The sequence below is a fragment of the Pantoea sp. UBA6567 genome, from assembly GCF_002434165.1.
In the GTDB taxonomy this organism is placed as follows: domain Bacteria; phylum Pseudomonadota; class Gammaproteobacteria; order Enterobacterales; family Enterobacteriaceae; genus Pantoea; species Pantoea eucrina.
The window spans coordinates 271,691-289,728 of sequence record NZ_DJJN01000003.1; the positions used below are offsets into that span (position 1 = coordinate 271,691).

16 protein-coding genes and 1 pseudogene are annotated in these 18,038 nt (G+C 55.8%); 5 read left to right on the top strand and 12 right to left on the bottom strand.

The window, feature by feature from the left end; translation table 11 throughout:
• Positions 1-90: 90 nt before the first annotated feature.
• The 3 genes from nrdD (at position 91) to B4M48_RS02485 (ending at position 3,332) form a co-directional block, all read left to right on the top strand.
• On the top strand, positions 91-2,229 hold the full coding sequence (gene nrdD / locus B4M48_RS02475) for an anaerobic ribonucleoside-triphosphate reductase (RefSeq protein WP_288655872.1): 2,139 nt from the start codon (positions 91-93) through the stop codon (positions 2,227-2,229).
• The gene (gene nrdG / locus B4M48_RS02480; protein ID WP_052246465.1) at positions 2,226-2,744 is read left to right on the top strand and encodes an anaerobic ribonucleoside-triphosphate reductase-activating protein; all 519 of its coding nucleotides are present in this window, start codon (positions 2,226-2,228) and stop codon (positions 2,742-2,744) included. Before nrdD ends, nrdG begins: the two co-directional genes overlap by 4 nt.
• 66 nt (positions 2,745-2,810) lie before the next feature.
• Positions 2,811-3,332 carry a type 1 glutamine amidotransferase domain-containing protein gene (locus tag B4M48_RS02485; protein ID WP_039382303.1) on the top strand — a complete coding sequence of 174 codons (522 nt, stop codon included), beginning with the start codon at positions 2,811-2,813 and terminating at the stop codon, positions 3,330-3,332.
• A 117-nt stretch (positions 3,333-3,449) separates the two neighbouring features.
• Here the strand turns inward: B4M48_RS02485 and B4M48_RS02490 are convergent, their stop codons facing one another.
• Positions 3,450-3,872, bottom strand: coding sequence for a YhbP family protein (locus tag B4M48_RS02490; RefSeq protein WP_104085588.1), 423 nt, complete (start codon positions 3,870-3,872; stop codon positions 3,450-3,452).
• Between the two features lie 74 nt (positions 3,873-3,946).
• Between B4M48_RS02490 and B4M48_RS02495 the strand changes: the two genes are divergently transcribed.
• On the top strand, positions 3,947-4,234 hold the full coding sequence (locus tag B4M48_RS02495) for a GIY-YIG nuclease family protein (RefSeq protein WP_039382299.1): 288 nt from the start codon (positions 3,947-3,949) through the stop codon (positions 4,232-4,234).
• Here the strand turns inward: B4M48_RS02495 and B4M48_RS02500 are convergent.
• A complete protein-coding gene (locus B4M48_RS02500; RefSeq protein WP_039382296.1) occupies positions 4,218-4,724 on the bottom strand; it encodes a GNAT family N-acetyltransferase in 507 nt (168 codons plus the stop codon). The genes B4M48_RS02495 and B4M48_RS02500 overlap by 17 nt on opposite strands.
• 55 nt (positions 4,725-4,779) lie before the next feature.
• A pseudogene (locus B4M48_RS18025) lies at positions 4,780-5,005 on the bottom strand (SCP2 domain-containing protein); the annotation flags it as partial.
• Between the two features lie 338 nt (positions 5,006-5,343).
• Here B4M48_RS18025 and B4M48_RS02505 point away from each other — a divergent pair.
• Positions 5,344-6,354, top strand: a complete 1,011-nt coding sequence (locus B4M48_RS02505; RefSeq protein WP_039382294.1) for a luciferase-like monooxygenase — start codon at positions 5,344-5,346, stop codon at positions 6,352-6,354.
• Between the two features lie 70 nt (positions 6,355-6,424).
• Here B4M48_RS02505 and B4M48_RS02510 read toward each other — a convergent pair whose 3' ends face one another.
• The 9 genes from B4M48_RS02510 to nusA form a co-directional block, all read right to left on the bottom strand.
• Positions 6,425-8,323, bottom strand: a complete 1,899-nt coding sequence (locus tag B4M48_RS02510; RefSeq protein WP_094110676.1) for a DEAD/DEAH family ATP-dependent RNA helicase — start codon at positions 8,321-8,323, stop codon at positions 6,425-6,427.
• Positions 8,324-8,339: 16 nt separating this feature from the next.
• Complete coding sequence (gene yrbN / locus B4M48_RS18030; protein ID WP_100229640.1) at positions 8,340-8,396, bottom strand: protein YrbN; 57 nt, start codon at positions 8,394-8,396, stop codon at positions 8,340-8,342.
• A 105-nt stretch (positions 8,397-8,501) separates the two neighbouring features.
• The gene (nlpI, locus tag B4M48_RS02515) at positions 8,502-9,386 is read right to left on the bottom strand and encodes a lipoprotein NlpI (protein WP_039382290.1); all 885 of its coding nucleotides are present in this window, start codon (positions 9,384-9,386) and stop codon (positions 8,502-8,504) included.
• Between the two features lie 185 nt (positions 9,387-9,571).
• The gene (gene pnp, locus B4M48_RS02520) at positions 9,572-11,704 is read right to left on the bottom strand and encodes a polyribonucleotide nucleotidyltransferase (RefSeq protein WP_039382288.1); all 2,133 of its coding nucleotides are present in this window, start codon (positions 11,702-11,704) and stop codon (positions 9,572-9,574) included.
• A 307-nt stretch (positions 11,705-12,011) separates the two neighbouring features.
• Positions 12,012-12,281, bottom strand: a complete 270-nt coding sequence (gene rpsO / locus B4M48_RS02525) for a 30S ribosomal protein S15 (protein WP_010615981.1) — start codon at positions 12,279-12,281, stop codon at positions 12,012-12,014.
• A gap of 134 nt (positions 12,282-12,415) precedes the next feature.
• The gene (gene truB / locus B4M48_RS02530; protein WP_039382285.1) at positions 12,416-13,360 is read right to left on the bottom strand and encodes a tRNA pseudouridine(55) synthase TruB; all 945 of its coding nucleotides are present in this window, start codon (positions 13,358-13,360) and stop codon (positions 12,416-12,418) included.
• Complete coding sequence (rbfA, locus tag B4M48_RS02535) at positions 13,360-13,767, bottom strand: 30S ribosome-binding factor RbfA (protein ID WP_039382283.1); 408 nt, start codon at positions 13,765-13,767, stop codon at positions 13,360-13,362. Before rbfA ends, truB begins: the two co-directional genes overlap by 1 nt.
• A 66-nt stretch (positions 13,768-13,833) precedes the next feature.
• Positions 13,834-16,530, bottom strand: a complete 2,697-nt coding sequence (gene infB, locus B4M48_RS02540) for a translation initiation factor IF-2 (protein WP_071669136.1) — start codon at positions 16,528-16,530, stop codon at positions 13,834-13,836.
• A 17-nt stretch (positions 16,531-16,547) separates the two neighbouring features.
• On the bottom strand, positions 16,548-18,035 hold the full coding sequence (nusA, locus tag B4M48_RS02545) for a transcription termination factor NusA (protein WP_039382278.1): 1,488 nt from the start codon (positions 18,033-18,035) through the stop codon (positions 16,548-16,550).
• Positions 18,036-18,038: the final 3 nt, after the last annotated feature.

Here is an 18,038-nt window from a genome sequence, read left to right on the forward strand (position 1 = left end):
TATCAAGCCATACGCAATTAATCCCGCCCCGGACACAACATATAGTCATTACACTACCTGAAATATCTATATATAGCTCAGGAGTGGTGAATGGTGACGACGGTTATAAAACGCGACGGCTGCAGAGTCCCCTTTGATATACAGCGTATTGAACAGGCCATTGCGGCGGCGGCAGAGGCAGTGGCGCAGTGCGATCCTGCCTGGTGCCGGGCGCTGGCTGAGCAGATTGGTCAACAGCTGGCCGCGCGCGCGGAAGTCGATATCCATGAGATCCAGCTGGCGGCTGAAGAGGCGCTGATGCATGCCGGTAAACCGGCGGTGGCGCGCGCGTGGATTGAGTATCGCCACGACCGGGACCGGGCGCGCGAGCAGCGCAGCCGGCTGCATCACGCCATCAGGGGGCTGGTGGAGCAGACCGACACCGCGCTGCTGCATGAGAATGCGAACAAAGACAGTAATGTCATCCCGACCCAGCGCGACCTGCTGGCGGGCATCGTGGCAAAACATTATGCGCAGCGGCATCTGCTGCCGCGCGCGGTGGCCGAGGCGCACGATCGCGGCGAGATCCACTATCACGATCTCGATTACGCCCCCTTTTTCCCGATGTTCAACTGCATGCTGGTCGACCTGCGCGGCATGCTGACCCGGGGCTTCAAAATGGGCAATGCGGAGATCGAGCCGCCGAAATCGATCGCCACCGCCACCGCCGTTACCGCGCAGATCATCGCGCAGGTCGCCAGCCATATTTATGGCGGCACGACGCTTAACCGCATTGATGAAGTGCTGGCGCCGTTTGTGGAATTAAGCATGGCGAAGCATCGGCAGGTCGCGGCGGCGTGGCAGATCGCCCGCGCGGAGGAGTATGCCCGGGAACGCACTGAAAAAGAGTGCTATGACGCGTTTCAGTCGCTGGAATATGAAGTCAATACGCTGCACACCGCCAACGGCCAGACCCCGTTTGTGACCTTTGGCTTCGGGCTTGGCACCTGCGAAGCAGCACGCATGATCCAGCGGGCGATTCTGCACAACCGCATCGCCGGGCTGGGTAAAAACCATAAAACGGCGGTATTTCCCAAGCTGGTTTTTGCCATCCGCGAGGGGATTAACCGTCGACCGGGCGACATTAATTACGATATCAAACAGCTGGCGCTGCGCTGCGTCGCTAAACGCATGTATCCCGACATCCTCAATTATGACCAGGTTGTGGCGGTGACCGGCTCATTTAAAACGCCGATGGGCTGCCGCAGCTTTCTCGACCGCTATGACGTGCAGGGAGAGCCGGTTCATGACGGGCGCTGCAACCTCGGCGTGGTAACGATCAATCTGCCGCGCATTGCGCTGGAGGCACAGGGCAATGATGACCGCTTCTGGCAACTGCTCGATAAGCGGCTGGCGCTGACAAAGCAGGCCCTGATGACGCGTATCGCGCGTCTTGAACGCACCAAAGCGCGCGTGGCGCCGATTCTTTACATGGAGGGAGCGTGCGGCATACGGCTGCAGGCTGATGAAGAGATTGGCGTTCTGTTCCGCAACGGACGCGCGTCGGTTTCGCTTGGCTTTATTGGTCTGCATGAGACGCTGAATGCGCTGAGCGGTAATGCGCAGCACCCTTACGATTCGCCCACGCTGCAGGCAAAAGGCGTGGCGATTGTTTCCCGCCTGCGCGCAGCGGCCAGCGCGTGGAAAGCGGAGAGCGGCTACGGCTTTAGCCTCTACAGCACGCCGAGCGAAAACCTGTGCGATCGCTTCTGTCGCCTCGATGCAGCGGAATTTGGTGTGGTTCCGGGCGTGACCGATAAAGGCTACTACACCAACAGCTTCCACCTTGATGTAGAGAAGAAGGTGAATCCGTACGACAAAATCGATTTTGAAGCGCCCTATCCGGCCATCAGCAGCGGCGGCTTTATCTGTTACGGCGAATATCCCAGCCTGCAGCACAACCTGAAAGCGCTGGAAGATGTCTGGGACTACAGCTATCACCGCGTGCCCTACTACGGCACCAATACACCGATCGATGAGTGCTACGCCTGCGGCTTCAGCGGCGAGTTCAGCTGCACCAGCAAAGGCTTTACCTGTCCCGCCTGTGGCAATCGCGACCCTGCCCGGGTCTCCGTGACGCGCCGCGTCTGCGGCTATCTTGGCAGCCCGGACGCCCGCCCCTTCAATGCCGGTAAACAGCAGGAGGTACAGCGACGCGTGAAGCACATGAGTGGCGGCCTGCCGAAATGATGCGTATTCATGGCTATTATGACATTGACGTGGTGAACGGGCCGGGCACGCGCTGCACGCTGTTTGTCGCGGGCTGCGAGCATCGGTGCCGGGGCTGCTATAACCCGCGCACCTGGCGCACCGACACGGGCACACCCTTTACGCTGCAGATGGAAGAACAGCTGATTGCCGATCTCAACGATACCCGCGTGCCGCGTCAGGGCTTATCGCTCAGCGGGGGCGATCCGCTGCATCCGCACAACGTACCGCATATTCGCCGGCTGGTGCGGCGCGTGCGGCGCGACTGCCCCGGTAAAGATATCTGGCTCTGGACCGGCTATGAGCTGGCTGAGCTTTCTGCCGCTCAGCGGGTGATACTCGACGCTATCGATGTGCTGATTGATGGCCGCTTTGTTGAGGCTGAAAAGGATGCACGGCTGCAGTGGCGCGGCAGTCGTAATCAAAAGATCTGGTGGTTGCGCCAGCCGCCGCCTGCGGAAGACATTGCGCCGCCGGGCTTGCGTTTCAGTGATTAGCGTCCAGACTTGTCAGGTCACTCATGCAACGAACCCTGGGTTCGTTAACCACATGGAGAAGAGAAGATGGGCAAGAAAATAGCGGTTCTGATCACCGATGATTTTGAGGATTCTGAATTTACCTCACCAGCGGATGCTTACACCCAGGCGGGCCATGAAGTGGTCACCATTGAGATGCAGGCAGGAAAAACGGTGAAAGGTAAACAGGGCAAAGCGGAAGTGAAGATTGATAAAGATATCGATCACGTCAGTGCAGCAGAATTTGATGCACTGCTGCTGCCGGGCGGCCACTCCCCCGACGCGCTGCGCGGTGACGATCGCTTTGTCAATTTCACCAAAGAGTTTGTTGCCAGCGGCAAACCGATTTTCGCTATTTGTCACGGTCCACAGCTGCTGATCAGCGCCAACGGCGTGCGCGGCCGCAAGATGACCTGTGTGAAAGCGATTGCGATCGATTTGCGTAACGCGGGTGCCGATTTTTACGACAAAGAAGTGGTCGTGGATGATGACAAGCTGGTCACCAGCCGCACCCCGGAAGATCTGCCGGCATTTAACCGCGAATCGCTGCGCATACTGAGCGCATCATAATACCCCGGCCGCCCGTAGTATCCAGGGCGGCATGATATATCTGACCCAGGGCGGCATGAATGCCGCCCCTGTGATTGCACGATCTGTAGGGGGCGCATTCATGCGCCCCTGGTGTATTTATGATGCGATACGCTGCCAGCTGATTTTCTTGCCAAAACCCAGTGTGTTATCCGTCATCTTCAGCTCATCTATCGTGAGCTGCCACAGAGGCGCGGTGACTTTTTTTGCGACCGGAAAACGGCGCTGATAGGCGCTTAACGCCTGCGCATCCTCGCTTAGCCGGATATGTCCGCGATACTGGACGCCTTTAAGCAGCTGAACACTTTTCGGCTGGCCATTAATGGTGCCTGCGACCTGCGGGTTATGCAGCATCATGGCACCGTGACGCGTGGCGGTGTCGCTCATCAGCCAGAATGCCATCTGTGCTTCATCAAACAGATAGTAGCAATTAGCGCACCACAGCTCTTCCGATGCGCTGGCGCAAAGCGAAAGCACATGCTGTTTCTTCAGGTAGCGCAGTAAATGAGACAGATCGGACAAAGGTCGCTCCCTGCACATAGCCGTGAACGCGGCGGCACGTTACACTGCTGGTGCTTTGTTTTGAGGTCTGAGAAATGGAACAGAACTGGCAGCTTTATATGCTGCAAACCGCTGCCGGGATGATCTATACCGGAATTACCACCGATGTGGCGCGCCGGCTGCTGCAGCATCAGCAGGGACGCGGCGCCCGCTCGCTGCGCGGCAAAGGGCCGCTTACGCTGATGTTTCACTGCCCTGCCGGTGACCGCGCTGCGGCTTCACGCCTGGAGTATCAGGTCAAACAACTCGCCCGTACCCACAAACTGCTGCTGATAGCGCAACAGCCGGCGTGTCTGACCACCTGGTTTACTCAGCGTGGTTAAAAGGCGCAGCAAATACCACTAACCCTTCTGCGCCGCTGAACGCATCGTCTGCCAGCTTGTAAATCTGGAATGTCGCCTCGCTGTCGGGCCAGCGGCAGTGCAGCCCATGATGGGCCGCCGACTCAAAGCCCAGCGGCTGGTAAAATGCGGGATCGCCCAGCACCACCACCGCGCTGTAGCTGAATTCATTCAGTGAATCGAGCCCCTCATAAACCAGCTGCTTTGCCAGGCCCTGCCCGCGTACCGAACTGTCAACGGCCAGTGGAGCCAGCGCCACCCAGTTACGATCTTCACCCTGCAGCGTTACCGGACTGAAAGCAGCATAGCCCAGCACCTGACCCTCATCATCGGTTGCCACCACGCCCAGCGTGAGCAATCCATCTTCGCGCAGCTGCTGTACCCGTTCAGCTTCAGCTGGGGTCGCAAAACTGCGTTTTAACAGGCTGTCGATGCCGGCAGCATCAACGCCAATCTCAGTACGAATTAACATGGCATCCCCGTGCGTGACGCATAAGCCTGCGCCTTCTGTTCCCTTCTGCCTTAGCCTGAGCAGCTACCAGCAGCAAGTCGTTGGCTTCGCCGCGAAACCCGGCATCTGTTTCGGCATCGCGTGAAACGGTCAGACGCCTCCTGCAGCGTGGCGATGCGGCAAAACTGACTCGCAGCAATCCGATCGCCCAGGCCGCGCCCTTGCAGAAAGTCTAACTCACCTTCAGCAAAAACATGACGAAATTGCGCGTTTAAGAGTTGTTGCAAAAGAGTTTTTTCCATCTCCGTACCCGCTTTGCCCGCAATATACGCCTATTCAGCAGGCTTTTTCCCCTAACCGGCGGCGTACGGTTACGAACGGTGTGGCTCTGCGTATTTATAACAGGTTATCAATTATGCCATCTCTGTCGCGCAGTCCTCCCTGCTGAGATCAACAAGCCTGCTATTACGCGTCAGGAAAATAGCGCAGCGGCAGGGGTATACCTTCCGGAAAAATGGTTAATAAAGGCACAATCCGGCTACATCCCTGCCCTTAATAGCAGTTTTAATATGGGTAATGTTGCGTAATACTTATGGCAGCAGGCTGTTCAACGCCTGCGCCATCATTTGCTGGAGTACTCATGTCTGAGAAAAAACCTGTTCGCCTGTCCGTGCTGGATCTGGCTCCTATTCCGCAAGGCGCGTCTGCGCGCGACGCCTTTCACCATTCACTGGCGCTGGCGCGTCAGGCGGAAGCGCTGGGTTTCCACCGCTACTGGCTCGCTGAGCATCACAACATGACCGGTATTGCCAGCGCGGCGACCTCGGTGCTGATCGGGTATCTCGCGGCAAATACCGAAACCCTGCGGCTTGGATCCGGCGGGATTATGCTGCCTAACCATGCGCCGCTGGTGATTGCCGAGCAGTTCGGTACCCTGGAGTCGCTCTACCCTGGTCGCATCGATCTCGGGCTGGGCCGTGCACCGGGTTCCGATCAGCGCACGATGATGGCGCTGCGCCGTCATCTCTCCAGCGCCCAGGCCGACAGCTTCCCGGAAGATGTCGCTGAGCTGCTGCGCTGGTTTGATGCTGAAGAAGGCGAGCATCATCCGGTACAGCCAGTGCCGGGCCTCGGCCTGAAAATTCCGGTGTGGCTGCTCGGCTCAAGCCTTTACAGCGCTCAGCTGGCGGCGAAGCTCGGGCTGCCGTTTGCCTTTGCCTCGCACTTCGCCCCGGATCTGCTGCTGCAGGCGCTGCATCTGTACCGTGAGAAGTTCCAGCCTTCGGCGCGCCTGGCTAAGCCATACGCTATGGTCTGTGTGAATATTGTGGCGGCAGAGAGTGAGCGCGACGCGCGCTTCCTGTTTACCTCCATGCAGCAGCAGTTTATCAACCTGCGCCGCGGCAAGCCGGGCCCGCTGCCTGCGCCGGTGGAAAATATGGATAGCCTCTGGTCGCCGTCAGAGCAGTATGGCGTGCAGCAGGCGCTGAGCATGTCGATTGTGGGCGATAGCGAAAAGGTGCGTCACGGTCTGGCAGCGTTGCAGCGCGAAACGCAGGCGGATGAGATCATGGTCAACGGTCAGATCTTCGATCCCAAAGCGCGGCTGCGCTCATTTGCGCTGGCGATGGAAGCTGCCGGCACGCTGTAGCAGGTTGAGTAAAAGAGATAAAAAAAGGGACGCCGCATGGCGTCCCTTTTTATTGCTTAACGTTTAGCGATTATGCATCACGACGACGTGAGGTGCCTTCGTCGCGACGTGGGCCACGGCCCGCTTCGCGGCTAAAGCGTCCGCCTTCGCGGCCACCTTCACGACGCTCGGAGAAGCGACGCGGTGCGCCTTCACCACGTGGTGCATCACCACGCGGTGCGCTGCTGCGACGCTCACCACCGAAGTCACGACCGCCGCTGCGGCGCTCAGTACGCTCGTGCGGCTGTGCATCACCCAGCAGCTGCATATTCATCGGCTTGTTCAGAATACGCGTGCGCGTGAAGTGCTGCAGAACTTCACCCGGCATGCCTTTTGGCAGTTCGATGGTGGAGTGCGTGCCAAACAGCTTGATGTTACCAATGTAGCGGCTGCTGATATCGCCTTCGTTAGCGATAGCACCCACAATGTGGCGAACTTCAACGCCGTCATCGCGGCCCACTTCAATGCGGTAAAGCTGCATGTCGCCAACGTCACGACGCTCACGACGTGGACGATCGCCATCACGGCTCTCACCACGGCTGTCGCGGTCACGACGCGGACGGTCAGCGCGGTCATCACGATCGCGGAACTCACGACGCTGCGGACGCGGCGCGTCAGCCGGTACGATCAGTGGACGTTCACCCTGAGCCATTTTCAGCAGGGCAGCCGCCAGCGTTTCGATATCCAGCTCTTCTTCCGGCTGCATTTTGCTCAGCAGCGCGCGATACTGATCCAGATCGCTGCTTTCCAGCTGCTGCTGTACTTTTGCTGCAAATTTGGCCAGACGACGCTCACCCAGCAGCTCTGCGTTTGGCAGTTCTACTTCCGGAATAGTCAGCTTCATGGTGCGTTCAATGTTACGCAGCAGACGACGCTCGCGGTTCTCAACGAACAGCAGCGCACGGCCAGCGCGGCCCGCACGACCGGTACGGCCGATACGGTGAACATAAGACTCCGCATCCATCGGGATATCGTAGTTAACAACCAGGCTGATACGCTCAACGTCCAGACCGCGCGCCGCAACGTCGGTTGCAATCAGGATATCAAGACGGCCATCTTTCAGGCGCTCCAGCGTCTGCTCACGCAGTGCCTGGTTCATGTCGCCGTTCAGCGCGGCACTGTTGTAGCCGCTGCGCTCTAAGGCTTCAGCCACTTCCAGCGTTGCGTTTTTGGTACGCACGAAAATGATGGCTGCATCAAAGTCTTCTGCTTCCAGGAAACGCACCAGCGCTTCAGTTTTACGGCCGTAAGCGGTCCAGTAAGACTGTGAAATATCCGGACGCGTGGTCACGCTTGACTGGATACGCACTTCCTGTGGATCTTTCATGAAGCGTTTGGTAATACGACGAATCGCTTCTGGCATAGTTGCAGAGAACAGTGCGGTCTGATGACCTTCCGGGATCTGCGCCATGATGGTTTCAACGTCTTCGATGAAGCCCATACGCAGCATTTCATCAGCTTCGTCCAGAACCAGACCACGCAGGTTAGAGAGGTCCAGAGTACCACGCTTCAGGTGGTCCAGCAGGCGGCCCGGGGTACCCACAACGATCTGTGGTCCCTGACGCAGGGCGCGCAGCTGTACGTCATAACGCTGGCCGCCATACAGGGCCACGACGTTGACGTTACGCATATGTTTAGAGAATTCTGTCATCGCTTCAGCCACCTGCACCGCCAGTTCGCGGGTCGGTGCCAGCACCAGAATCTGTGGTGCGCGGACAGAAGGATCAACGTTGTTTAACAGCGGCAGTGAGAACGCCGCGGTTTTACCACTACCGGTCTGCGCCATACCCAGAACATCGCGGCCCGCCAGCAGGTGAGGAATACACTCAGCCTGGATTGGGGAAGGCTTAACGTAGCCCATACCGTTCAGAGATTCGAGGATGTCGGCGTTCAGGCCCAGATCAGCAAAAGTGGTTTGAATATCAGTCATGTAGTACACGTGCCTCTTAGATTGCGGCGGCCAGTCTACATAACTCGTCGTGAAAATTTTCAGTCATTTTCATCAAAAAGTGTGAACCGGCTCAAATTAGAAGTTTTGACGAACAGAAAAGCCCTCACCTCTGGAGATGATGACTTTACAGGTACAACAGGCAATAAAAGTTCGTCAGCTATTGCTGGTCAGATTCTGATAAATCGTCTTGTGTCTGGCCGAGTTGCGCCAGTTCCAACAATGCGTATCGGTGTTCAACAAAGTTGTTAACGTTGTTAGACACCGCCAGTTTGAACAACGCTTTCGCGTCGTCCTTCTCCCCCAGACTTAGGTAGTACTTACCTAAATAGAAGTTGGTTTCACTGAGATGTTCAGCGAGCGAGGTGTTATCCGTTGCGTCCGCCTTGAGACGTTCCATCAATGTTTTTTCACTGATGTCGCCCAGGTAGAACTCGACAATATTCCATCCCCATTGGTCCTTAGCCGCTTTGTCATAACGCTGTTTCAGCGCTACTTTAGCCTGATCTTTGTCTATCTCGCTTTCAGTGAGATAGAGCCAGAGGCTGCGGAACGGATCGTTAGGATCGTCTTGATAAAACGCCAGCAGATCATCTTGCGCTAACCTGTATCGACCACCGTAGTAGAGAGCGATACCGCGGTTTAAATGCGCATAATTGTAAGTTGGATCAAGCTCAAGTACAGAATCAAACGCTTCGTAGGCGGCATCAAAGTTGCCAGCCTGCGTTAAGTATATACCAAGATAGTTAAACACTTCTGGCATATCTGGTCTTATAGACAGCGCTTGCGAGAAATCGTTCCGCGCCAGTGCCCTCAGACCCAAACTATCATACAACACTCCGCGCTCATATAACAGCTGTGCGCGTTCATCGTCGGTCAGGGCCCGACTGGCAAGAATTTGTTCCATTCGCGCCAGAATGACCTCTTGCTGCAGTGTGGGCTGCAAAGGTACTGCCAGAACTTCGTTCTTACGCCAATTGGAGTTGCTGCATCCTGCCAGCGAAATAGCTGTCGCAACAATACACCAGCGCAAAAAAGGCTTCATTTCCCACTCCCGATACAAACATTGGGATAACCATCCTGTCATCCGCCTGCTATGCACAAGGGTTCCCGCCCTCGCGATGATACCCTGGCGGTGTCAACTTATCGGCACAGCGACCGTGAATTGACGATACCAGAGTATACAAACACCCCTTTCTGCCGGGCAGAAAGGGGCTAATCAGGACACGCTTATTCAGCGTCAGAAGCGTCCACAGCAGCAGCGGCTTCTGCCGGCTTCTGCTCAGTTGCCTCTTTGATGCTCAGACGTACGCGGCCCTGACGGTCAACTTCCATCACCTTAACCGGTACTTCCTGACCCATCTGCAGGTAGTCGGTCACTTTCTCTACGCGCTTGTCGGCAATCTGAGAAATATGAACCAGACCTTCTTTACCGCCACCGATAGCCACGAACGCACCGAAATCAACGATACGGGTAACTTTACCGGAGTAGATGCGGCCCACTTCAATCTCAGCGGTGATCTCTTCGATACGACGAATCGCTTCTTTCGCTTTCTGACCGTCGGTCGCAGCGATTTTTACGGTGCCGTCATCTTCGATTTCAATGGTAGTACCGGTCTCTTCGGTCAGCGCACGGATTACCGAGCCGCCTTTACCAATCACATCTTTGATCTTGTCAGAGCTGATCTTAATGGTGTAAATACGCGGTGCGAATTCAGAGATCTCCTGACGCGGCGTGCTGATAGCCTGCTCCATGACGCTCAGGATATGCAGACGCGCACCCTTAGCCTGGTTCAGCGCAACCTGCATGATTTCGCGGGTGATGCCTTCGATTTTGATGTCCATCTGCAGCGCGGTAATACCTTCACGGCTACCCGCTACTTTGAAGTCCATATCGCCAAGGTGATCTTCATCGCCCAGGATGTCAGACAGCACGACAAACTTCTCATCTTCCTTCACCAGACCCATAGCAATACCGGCAACGGCTGCTTTGATCGGTACGCCTGCGTCCATCAGTGCCAGTGAAGCACCGCAAACGGAAGCCATAGAAGAAGAACCGTTTGATTCAGTGATTTCTGATACAACGCGTACGGTGTACGGGAACTCTTCCTGCTTAGGCATAACTGCCAGTACGCCACGCTTCGCCAGACGACCGTGACCAATTTCACGACGCTTTGGTGAGCCAACCATGCCGGTTTCGCCCACTGAGTATGGAGGGAAGTTGTAGTGGAACAGGAAGCTGTCGGTACGCTCGCCCATCAGCTCATCCAGGTTCTGCGCATCGCGTGCGGTGCCCAGCGTAGCAGCAACCAGCGCCTGCGTTTCACCACGGGTGAACAGAGCAGAGCCGTGCGTACGCGGCAGTACGCCGGTACGAACGTCCAGACCGCGGATCATATCTTTTTCGCGACCATCGATACGCGGTTCGCCGCTCAGGATGCGGGTACGAACCACATTCTTCTCGAGGCTATGCACGATATCGCCGATTTCTGCATCATCCAGCGCAGCATCTTCAGCCAGCAGGGCAGCGATCGTCTCATCTTTGATCACGCCAACCTGTGCGTAACGCTCCTGCTTATCGGTGATGCGGTAAGCATCAGCGATGCGCGCTTCAGCCAGCGCGGCAACACGTGCAATCAGTGCATCGTTAGTCGCTTCTGGCTTCCAGTCCCAGCGCGGTTTGCCCGCTTCGGCAACCAGCGCGTTGATGTTTTCGATAACAACCTGCTGCTGGTCGTGGCCAAATACTACGGCGCCCAGCATCTGCTCTTCAGTCAGGATATCGGCTTCCGATTCAACCATCAGTACCGCGTTCTGGGTACCGGCAACCACCAGGTCCAGACGTGACTGTTTGATCTCATCTGCGGTCGGGTTCAGGACATACTGGTCGTTGATGTAACCAACGCGAGCAGAACCGATTGGACCGTTGAACGGAATACCTGACAGTGACAGCGCAGCAGAGGCACCAATCATTGCCACGATGTCCGGGTTAACCTGAGGGTTAACAGAAACGACAGTAGCGATAACCTGCACTTCGTTAACGAAGCCTTCCGGGAACAGCGGACGCACCGGGCGGTCAATCAGACGCGCAATCAGGGTTTCGCCTTCGCTTGGACGGCCTTCGCGACGGAAGAAGCTGCCCGGGATACGACCAGCAGCATAGGTACGCTCCTGATAGTTAACGGTCAGCGGGAAAAAGTCCTGGCCTGGTTTCGCTTTCTTCTGGCCAACAACGGTTACAAATACCGCTGTGTCATCCATGCTTACCATAACAGCCGCGGTAGCCTGACGTGCCATCATGCCGGTTTCCAGCGTGACGGTATGCTGACCATATTGGAATTTGCGTACGATCGGATTCAGCAAAATTAACATCCTTAAATTCAGGGCAGAGCCATTGCGGCTCGCCAGTGATAACCGATCTTTGTCGCATCCTCGCGACTAATGACAACCCTCAACCGCCCCTGCGGCAAAGCCTCTCATTAGCCGCGCGAACCTCTGCAAACAAAGATCACACTCAGCAACAATACATGAGTTTGGTCTGGATTGCTGCGGATTGCTCGAAAAAAGGGGCCTTAAAGGCCCCCTTTTCGCGAAACTCGCACAAATCTGATCGTCAGATGCGTTTTTTTGCATAGTGCATGCGCTACATCCCTGATCAGATTCTTCAGACTTAGCGACGCAGACCCAGGCTCTCGATCAGGCTGGTGTAGCGAGCAACGTCTTTACGCTTCAGATAGTCCAGCAGCTTACGACGCTGGGATACCATGCGCAGCAGACCGCGACGGCTGTGGTGGTCTTTCTTGTGCTCAGAAAAGTGACCCTGCAGGTGGTTAATCTGAGCAGTCAGCAGAGCAACCTGAACTTCAGTTGAACCGCTGTCGTTAGCGCCACGACCATATTTAGCAACGATCTCTGCTTTAGCTTCTACGCTTAGAGACATAATAAACTCCAGTAAAAAAATGAATGTATGGGTGCCGATCTCTAATTCAGCAGCCCGCTTTTAAAGCCGCGCTATTCTACTCTGCGCCCGCAGGCAACGCAAATGCGCTGTTGCAGCAAAGATGAGCAGCACGGTCAGCCAGGAAACTCCACCACCAGCCGGCGTGGCGCTACCCGTCCATCGGCGGCGATTTCAGCCATGCCGATGAATTTTTGTGCCTCACCTTCCGTGACCCTTACCAGACCTGCTGCCGGCGTATCCGCAGCCTGGACCGGCATACCCTGCTTAAAGCTGGCGGCAACCGTAACGGGCAGATTGACCACCGGAAAATCTTCCGCCGGGCTGTCCATTGGCAGCAGCAGCGCATCGAGCGCGCTGTAGTCAGGCGTTTCAGCCGCGGTGGCTTCTGCTGCCACCGCCTGCAGCTGCTCCAGCGTCATCATTCGTGCAATCGGGTAGCGTGCGACCTGCAGACGACGCAGCATAATGACATGCGCGCCACAGCCCAGCTTCTCACCCAGATCGTCGATGATGGTACGAATATAGGTGCCTTTGGAGACGTGGATCTCCAGCTCCAGCTCATCACCTTCATGGCGAATAAACTGCAGCTCAAATACGGTGATGGGTCGGGCTTCACGCGGCACGGTAACGCCTTCGCGCGCATACTCATAGAGCTTGCGACCCTGATATTTCAGCGCCGAGAACATAGTCGGCACCTGCATCGTATCACCGCGAAAACTCTCCAGCGCCGCATCCAGCTCAGGCTGGCTGAAGGTCACCGGGCGGGTTTCCACAATGTTGCCATCTGCGTCTGAAGTATCGGTACGTTCGCCCAGCCGGGCGATAACGCGATAACGCTTATCAGAGTCGAGCAGATACTGCGAAAACTTGGTGGCCTCGCCCAGACAAACCGGCAGCATACCGGTGGCAAGGGGATCCAGCGCACCGGTATGACCCGCTTTGTTAGCATTAAACAGGCGCTTAACTTTTTGCAGCACATCATTGGACGACGCGCCCTGATGCTTATCCAGCAGGAAGACACCGTGTACGTCGCGGCCGCGACGACGAGGACGACTCATCAGTCCTCCTTGTCATCTTCCGCCGGGGTTTCACCGCGCCGTTCTGCATCGTTTCTGATCACGTTAGAGACCAGATTTGACATGCGCATCCCTTCAATCAGTGAGTTGTCATAGAAGAAGGTCAGCTCCGGCACAATGCGCAGACGCATCGCTTTGCCCAGCAGAATGCGGATGTAGCCTGACGCCTCTTTCAGCGCTTTCAGACCATTTTTTACCGCTTCCTCATCCTGATCGTTCAGGAAGGTCACAAATACTTTGGCATAGGCCAGATCGCGCGACACTTCAACGCCAGAGACCGTCACCATCATACCCAGACGCGGATCTTTGATTTCGCGCTGCAGAATAATCGCGATCTCTTTTTGCAGCTCCTGAGAAACCCGCTGCGGGCGACCAAATTCTTTCGCCATAATGATATCTCCCAAATAATTCGGGAGGCCAGTGGCCTCCCAAATTGCAGTACATCGATAAGTGAATTATGCGATGGTGCGTTTAATTTCAATGATTTCGAACACTTCGATCATATCGCCAACGCGAACGTCGTTGTAGTTCTTCACACCGATACCACACTCCATGCCGTTACGCACTTCGTTGACGTCATCTTTGAAGCGACGCAGGGATTCCAGCTCGCCTTCATAGATAACCACGTTGTCGCGCAGGACACGAATTGGGTTGTGACGCTTGATGTTGCCTTCGGTAACCATACAGCCCGCGATCGCGCCAAATTTCGGTGATTTAAACACATCACGTACTTCGGCCAGACCGATGATCTGCTGTTTGAATTCCGGCGCCAGCATACCGCTCATCGCAGCTTTTACTTCGTCAATCAGATTATAGATGACGGAGTAGTAACGCAGGTCGACGTTTTCAGCATCAATCACGCGACGCGCAGAAGCGTCAGCACGGACGTTAAAGCCGAGGATGATCGCATTGGAAGCGGCCGCCAGCGTAGCGTCGGTTTCGGTGATACCGCCCACGCCAGAACCGATAATCTTCACCTTCACTTCGTCGGTGGAGAGTTTCAGCAGCGAATCGGAGATCGCTTCTACCGAGCCCTGTACGTCAGACTTCAGAACGATGTTCAGCTCTGAGACTTCGCCTTCAGTCATGTTCGCAAACATGTTTTCCAGCTTCGACTTCTGCTGACGCGCCAGTTTCACTTCGCGGAATTTACCCTGACGATAGAGAGCAACTTCACGCGCTTTCTTCTCGTCACGGACCACAGTCGCTTCATCACCCGCTGCCGGTACGCCAGAGAGACCCAGGATCTCAACCGGAATCGATGGGCCTGCTTCCTGTACTTCGCGTCCCAGTTCGTCACGCATCGCACGTACGCGGCCATACTCGAAGCCACACAGTACGATATCGCCTTTGTTCAGCGTACCTTCACGTACCAGCACGGTAGCGACCGGACCACGACCTTTATCCAGGAAGGATTCGATAACCACACCGCTTGCCATACCTTCACGAATAGCGGTCAGCTCAAGCACTTCCGCCTGCAGCAGAATGGCGTTCAGCAGATCGTCGATACCGGTACCCGCTTTCGCAGAAACGTTGACGAACATGTTTTCGCCGCCCCACTCTTCCGGAATGATGCCGTACTGAGTCAGCTCGTTCTTCACGCGGTCCGGATCGGCTTCTGGTTTGTCGCACTTGTTCACTGCAACCACAACCGGTACGCCGGCCGCTTTTGCGTGTTGAATCGCTTCGACGGTCTGTGGCATCACGCCATCATCCGCAGCAACGACCAGGATAACGATATCCGTTGCCTGCGCACCGCGAGCACGCATTGCGGTAAACGCGGCGTGTCCCGGGGTATCCAGGAAGGTGACCATGCCGTTTTCGGTTTCAACGTGATAGGCACCGATGTGCTGGGTAATACCACCCGCTTCGCCAGAGGCGACTTTGGTTGAGCGGATGTAATCCAGCAGGGAGGTTTTACCGTGGTCAACGTGACCCATGATGGTCACGACCGGCGCACGGCTCTCCTGCGCTGCATCAGTATCACGATCGTCCATTACCGCTTCTTCCAGCTCGTTCTCGCGGCGCAGGATCACTTTATGACCCATCTCTTCCGCGACCAGCTGTGCAGTTTCCTGGTCGATAACCTGGTTGATAGTCGCCATCGCGCCCATCTTCATCATCGCTTTGATGACCAGTGAACCTTTCACTGCCATCTTGTTCGCCAGTTCAGCTACGGTGATGGTTTCGCCGATAATCACGTCGCGGTTAACGGCCTGCGCTGGCTTGTTAAAGCCCTGCTGCAGTGCGCTAGGTTTGCGATGCTTACCGCCTTTACCACCGCGAACCTGCGCACGCGCTTCTTCACGATCGGTTTTAGCTTCGGAGTGCTTGTTGCCTTTTTTGGCAGGACGCGTGGCTTTAGCCGTGGTGCGTGCACGTGCACGACCCGCTTCAACCTGACGATCGTTTTCGTCTTCTGCCTGACGGGCATGAGTTGAAGTTGTGACGTGATAGTCACCTTTATCTTCTTCCTCAGGTTTGTCCCACTCAGCGCCTTTCTCTTCTGCCAGGCGGCGTGCTTCTTCCGCTACGCGGCGTGCGCTCTCTTCGAGCTTACGACGGGCTTCTTCTTCAGCTTTACGCTTCAGTTCAGCCGCTTCAGCTTCGCGACGGGCTTTATCAGACTGCGCAGCCTTGGTCACTTCATCGGTAGGTTGGTTTGTCACTTTATCTTTTTCCGCTGCTTCACGCTTAGCCTTATCAGCGGCTTCGCGCCTGGCTTTATCTTCGGCTTCACGTTGCGCTTTTAATTCAGCCTCGCGACGGGCTTGTTCTTCCGCCTCGCGACGCGCCTGCTCTTCCGCTACGCGCTGTGCCTCAGCTTCCGCTTCTGCCTGAGCCTGCTGCTCAGCCTCTGCATCACCCTTCACATATGTGCGCTTTTTGCGAACTTCAATTTGCACCGATTTACTTTTACCCCCGGTGCCCGGAATATTCAAGGTGCTGCGCGTTTTGCGCTGCAACGTCAGTTTACCTGAACTGGTTTGACCGTGCTCACGGTTCAGGTGGGACAGTAAGGTCTCTTTCTCTTGCTGGGACACCGCGTCGTTTTCAGACTTAGGGATCCCCGCATCAGCAAATTGCTGTACCAGGCGATCGACCGGAGTCTGAATTTCGGCGGCCAGCGATTTTACGGTTACATCTGTCATGCTGTTCCTTCCTGTTATTACGCGTCATCGCCGAACCAGCAGATATTACGTGCAGCCATAATCAGCGCACCGGCCTTCTCATCATCCAGCCCTTCAATATCTGTCAGATCGTCAACACCTTGCTCAGCGAGATCTTCCAGCGTGCAAACGCCTTTTGACGCCAGGCGATAGGCCAGCGCACGATCCAGGCCTTCAAGATTCAGCAAGTCCTCAGCGGGCTCCTGATTACCAAGGCTTTCTTCTTTCGCTAATGCCAGGGTGGTTAACGCATTTTTGGCTCGTTCACGCAGGGCTTCAATGGTCTCTTCGTCGAGGCCGTCAATTTCCAGCAGCTCGTTCATTGGCACATAGGCCAGTTCTTCCAGCGAAGAGAAGCCCTCTTCCACCAGTATGGTGGCGAACTCTTCGTCGATGTCGAGATGTTTCGTGAACATATCGATTGCTGCGTGGGCTTCAGCCTGATGCTTAGCCTGCAGATCGTCGACGGTCATCACGTTCAGCTCCCAGCCGCTCAGCTGGGAAGCCAGACGCACGTTTTGGCCATTACGGCCGATCGCCTGAGCCAGATTACCGGCCTCAACAGCGATATCCATGGTGTGATTATCTTCATCCACCACGATTGACGCCACATCGGCAGGCGCCATGGCGTTAATTACAAACTGTGCCGGATTATCATCCCACAGCACGATATCGATACGCTCGCCGCCCAGTTCACTGGAAACAGCCTGCACGCGTGCGCCGCGCATACCGACGCAGGCACCTACCGGATCGATACGTTTATCGTTGGTTTTTACCGCAATTTTAGCGCGTGAACCCGGATCGCGGGCAGCCGCTTTAATTTCGATAACTTCTTCACCAATTTCCGGCACCTCAATGCGGAACAGTTCGATCAGCATTTCAGGTTTGGAACGGGTAACAAACAGCTGAGCACCACGCGCTTCAGGACGCACGGCATACAGCACGCCGCGAATACGGTCGCCCGGACGGAAGTTCTCACGTGGCAGCATATCTTCACGTACGATCACCGCCTCGGCGTTGCTGCCCAGGTCCAGCGTGATGTTGTCGCGATTCACTTTCTTCACCTGACCGGTGATGATGTCGCCTTGCTGCTCGCGGAACTGGTCCACAACCATTGCGCGCTCAGCTTCACGTACTTTCTGAACGATAACCTGCTTCGCAGTCTGTGTAGTGATACGGTCAAAGGTGACAGATTCAATCTGATCTTCAACGTAATCGCCCAGATTGAGCGCTTCATCTTCGAAGCGAGCCGCGTCCAGCGTGATTTCACGCGTAGGCTGAGTAACTTCATCAACGATTACCCAACGACGGAACGTGTCGAAATCGCCGCTGCGACGATCGATACTGACGCGCACGTCGATTTCCTGCTCATACTTCTTTTTGGTCGCAGTGGCCAAAGCGCTCTCCAGCGCTTCGAAGATTTTCTCACGCGGCAGAGCTTTTTCATTAGAAACGGCTTCTACTACAGCTAAGATTTCTTTATTCATCCT

What these genes read in the sequence shown, in the direction of transcription:
- nrdD (WP_288655872.1), top strand. Translation starts at nt 91, where the DNA reads ATGGTGACGACGGTTATAAAACGCGACGGCTGCAGAGTCCCCTTTGAT.
- nrdG (WP_052246465.1), top strand. Translation starts at nt 2,226, where the DNA reads ATGATGCGTATTCATGGCTATTATGACATTGACGTGGTGAACGGGCCG.
- B4M48_RS02485 (WP_039382303.1), top strand. Translation starts at nt 2,811, where the DNA reads ATGGGCAAGAAAATAGCGGTTCTGATCACCGATGATTTTGAGGATTCT.
- B4M48_RS02495 (WP_039382299.1), top strand. Translation starts at nt 3,947, where the DNA reads ATGGAACAGAACTGGCAGCTTTATATGCTGCAAACCGCTGCCGGGATG.
- B4M48_RS02500 (WP_039382296.1), bottom strand. Translation starts at nt 4,724, where the DNA reads ATGTTAATTCGTACTGAGATTGGCGTTGATGCTGCCGGCATCGACAGC.
- B4M48_RS02505 (WP_039382294.1), top strand. Translation starts at nt 5,344, where the DNA reads ATGTCTGAGAAAAAACCTGTTCGCCTGTCCGTGCTGGATCTGGCTCCT.
- B4M48_RS02510 (WP_094110676.1), bottom strand. Translation starts at nt 8,323, where the DNA reads ATGACTGATATTCAAACCACTTTTGCTGATCTGGGCCTGAACGCCGAC.
- nlpI (WP_039382290.1), bottom strand. Translation starts at nt 9,386, where the DNA reads ATGAAGCCTTTTTTGCGCTGGTGTATTGTTGCGACAGCTATTTCGCTG.
- rpsO (WP_010615981.1), bottom strand. Translation starts at nt 12,281, where the DNA reads ATGTCTCTAAGCGTAGAAGCTAAAGCAGAGATCGTTGCTAAATATGGT.
- truB (WP_039382285.1), bottom strand. Translation starts at nt 13,360, where the DNA reads ATGAGTCGTCCTCGTCGTCGCGGCCGCGACGTACACGGTGTCTTCCTG.
- rbfA (WP_039382283.1), bottom strand. Translation starts at nt 13,767, where the DNA reads ATGGCGAAAGAATTTGGTCGCCCGCAGCGGGTTTCTCAGGAGCTGCAA.
- infB (WP_071669136.1), bottom strand. Translation starts at nt 16,530, where the DNA reads ATGACAGATGTAACCGTAAAATCGCTGGCCGCCGAAATTCAGACTCCG.
- nusA (WP_039382278.1), bottom strand. Translation starts at nt 18,035, where the DNA reads ATGAATAAAGAAATCTTAGCTGTAGTAGAAGCCGTTTCTAATGAAAAA.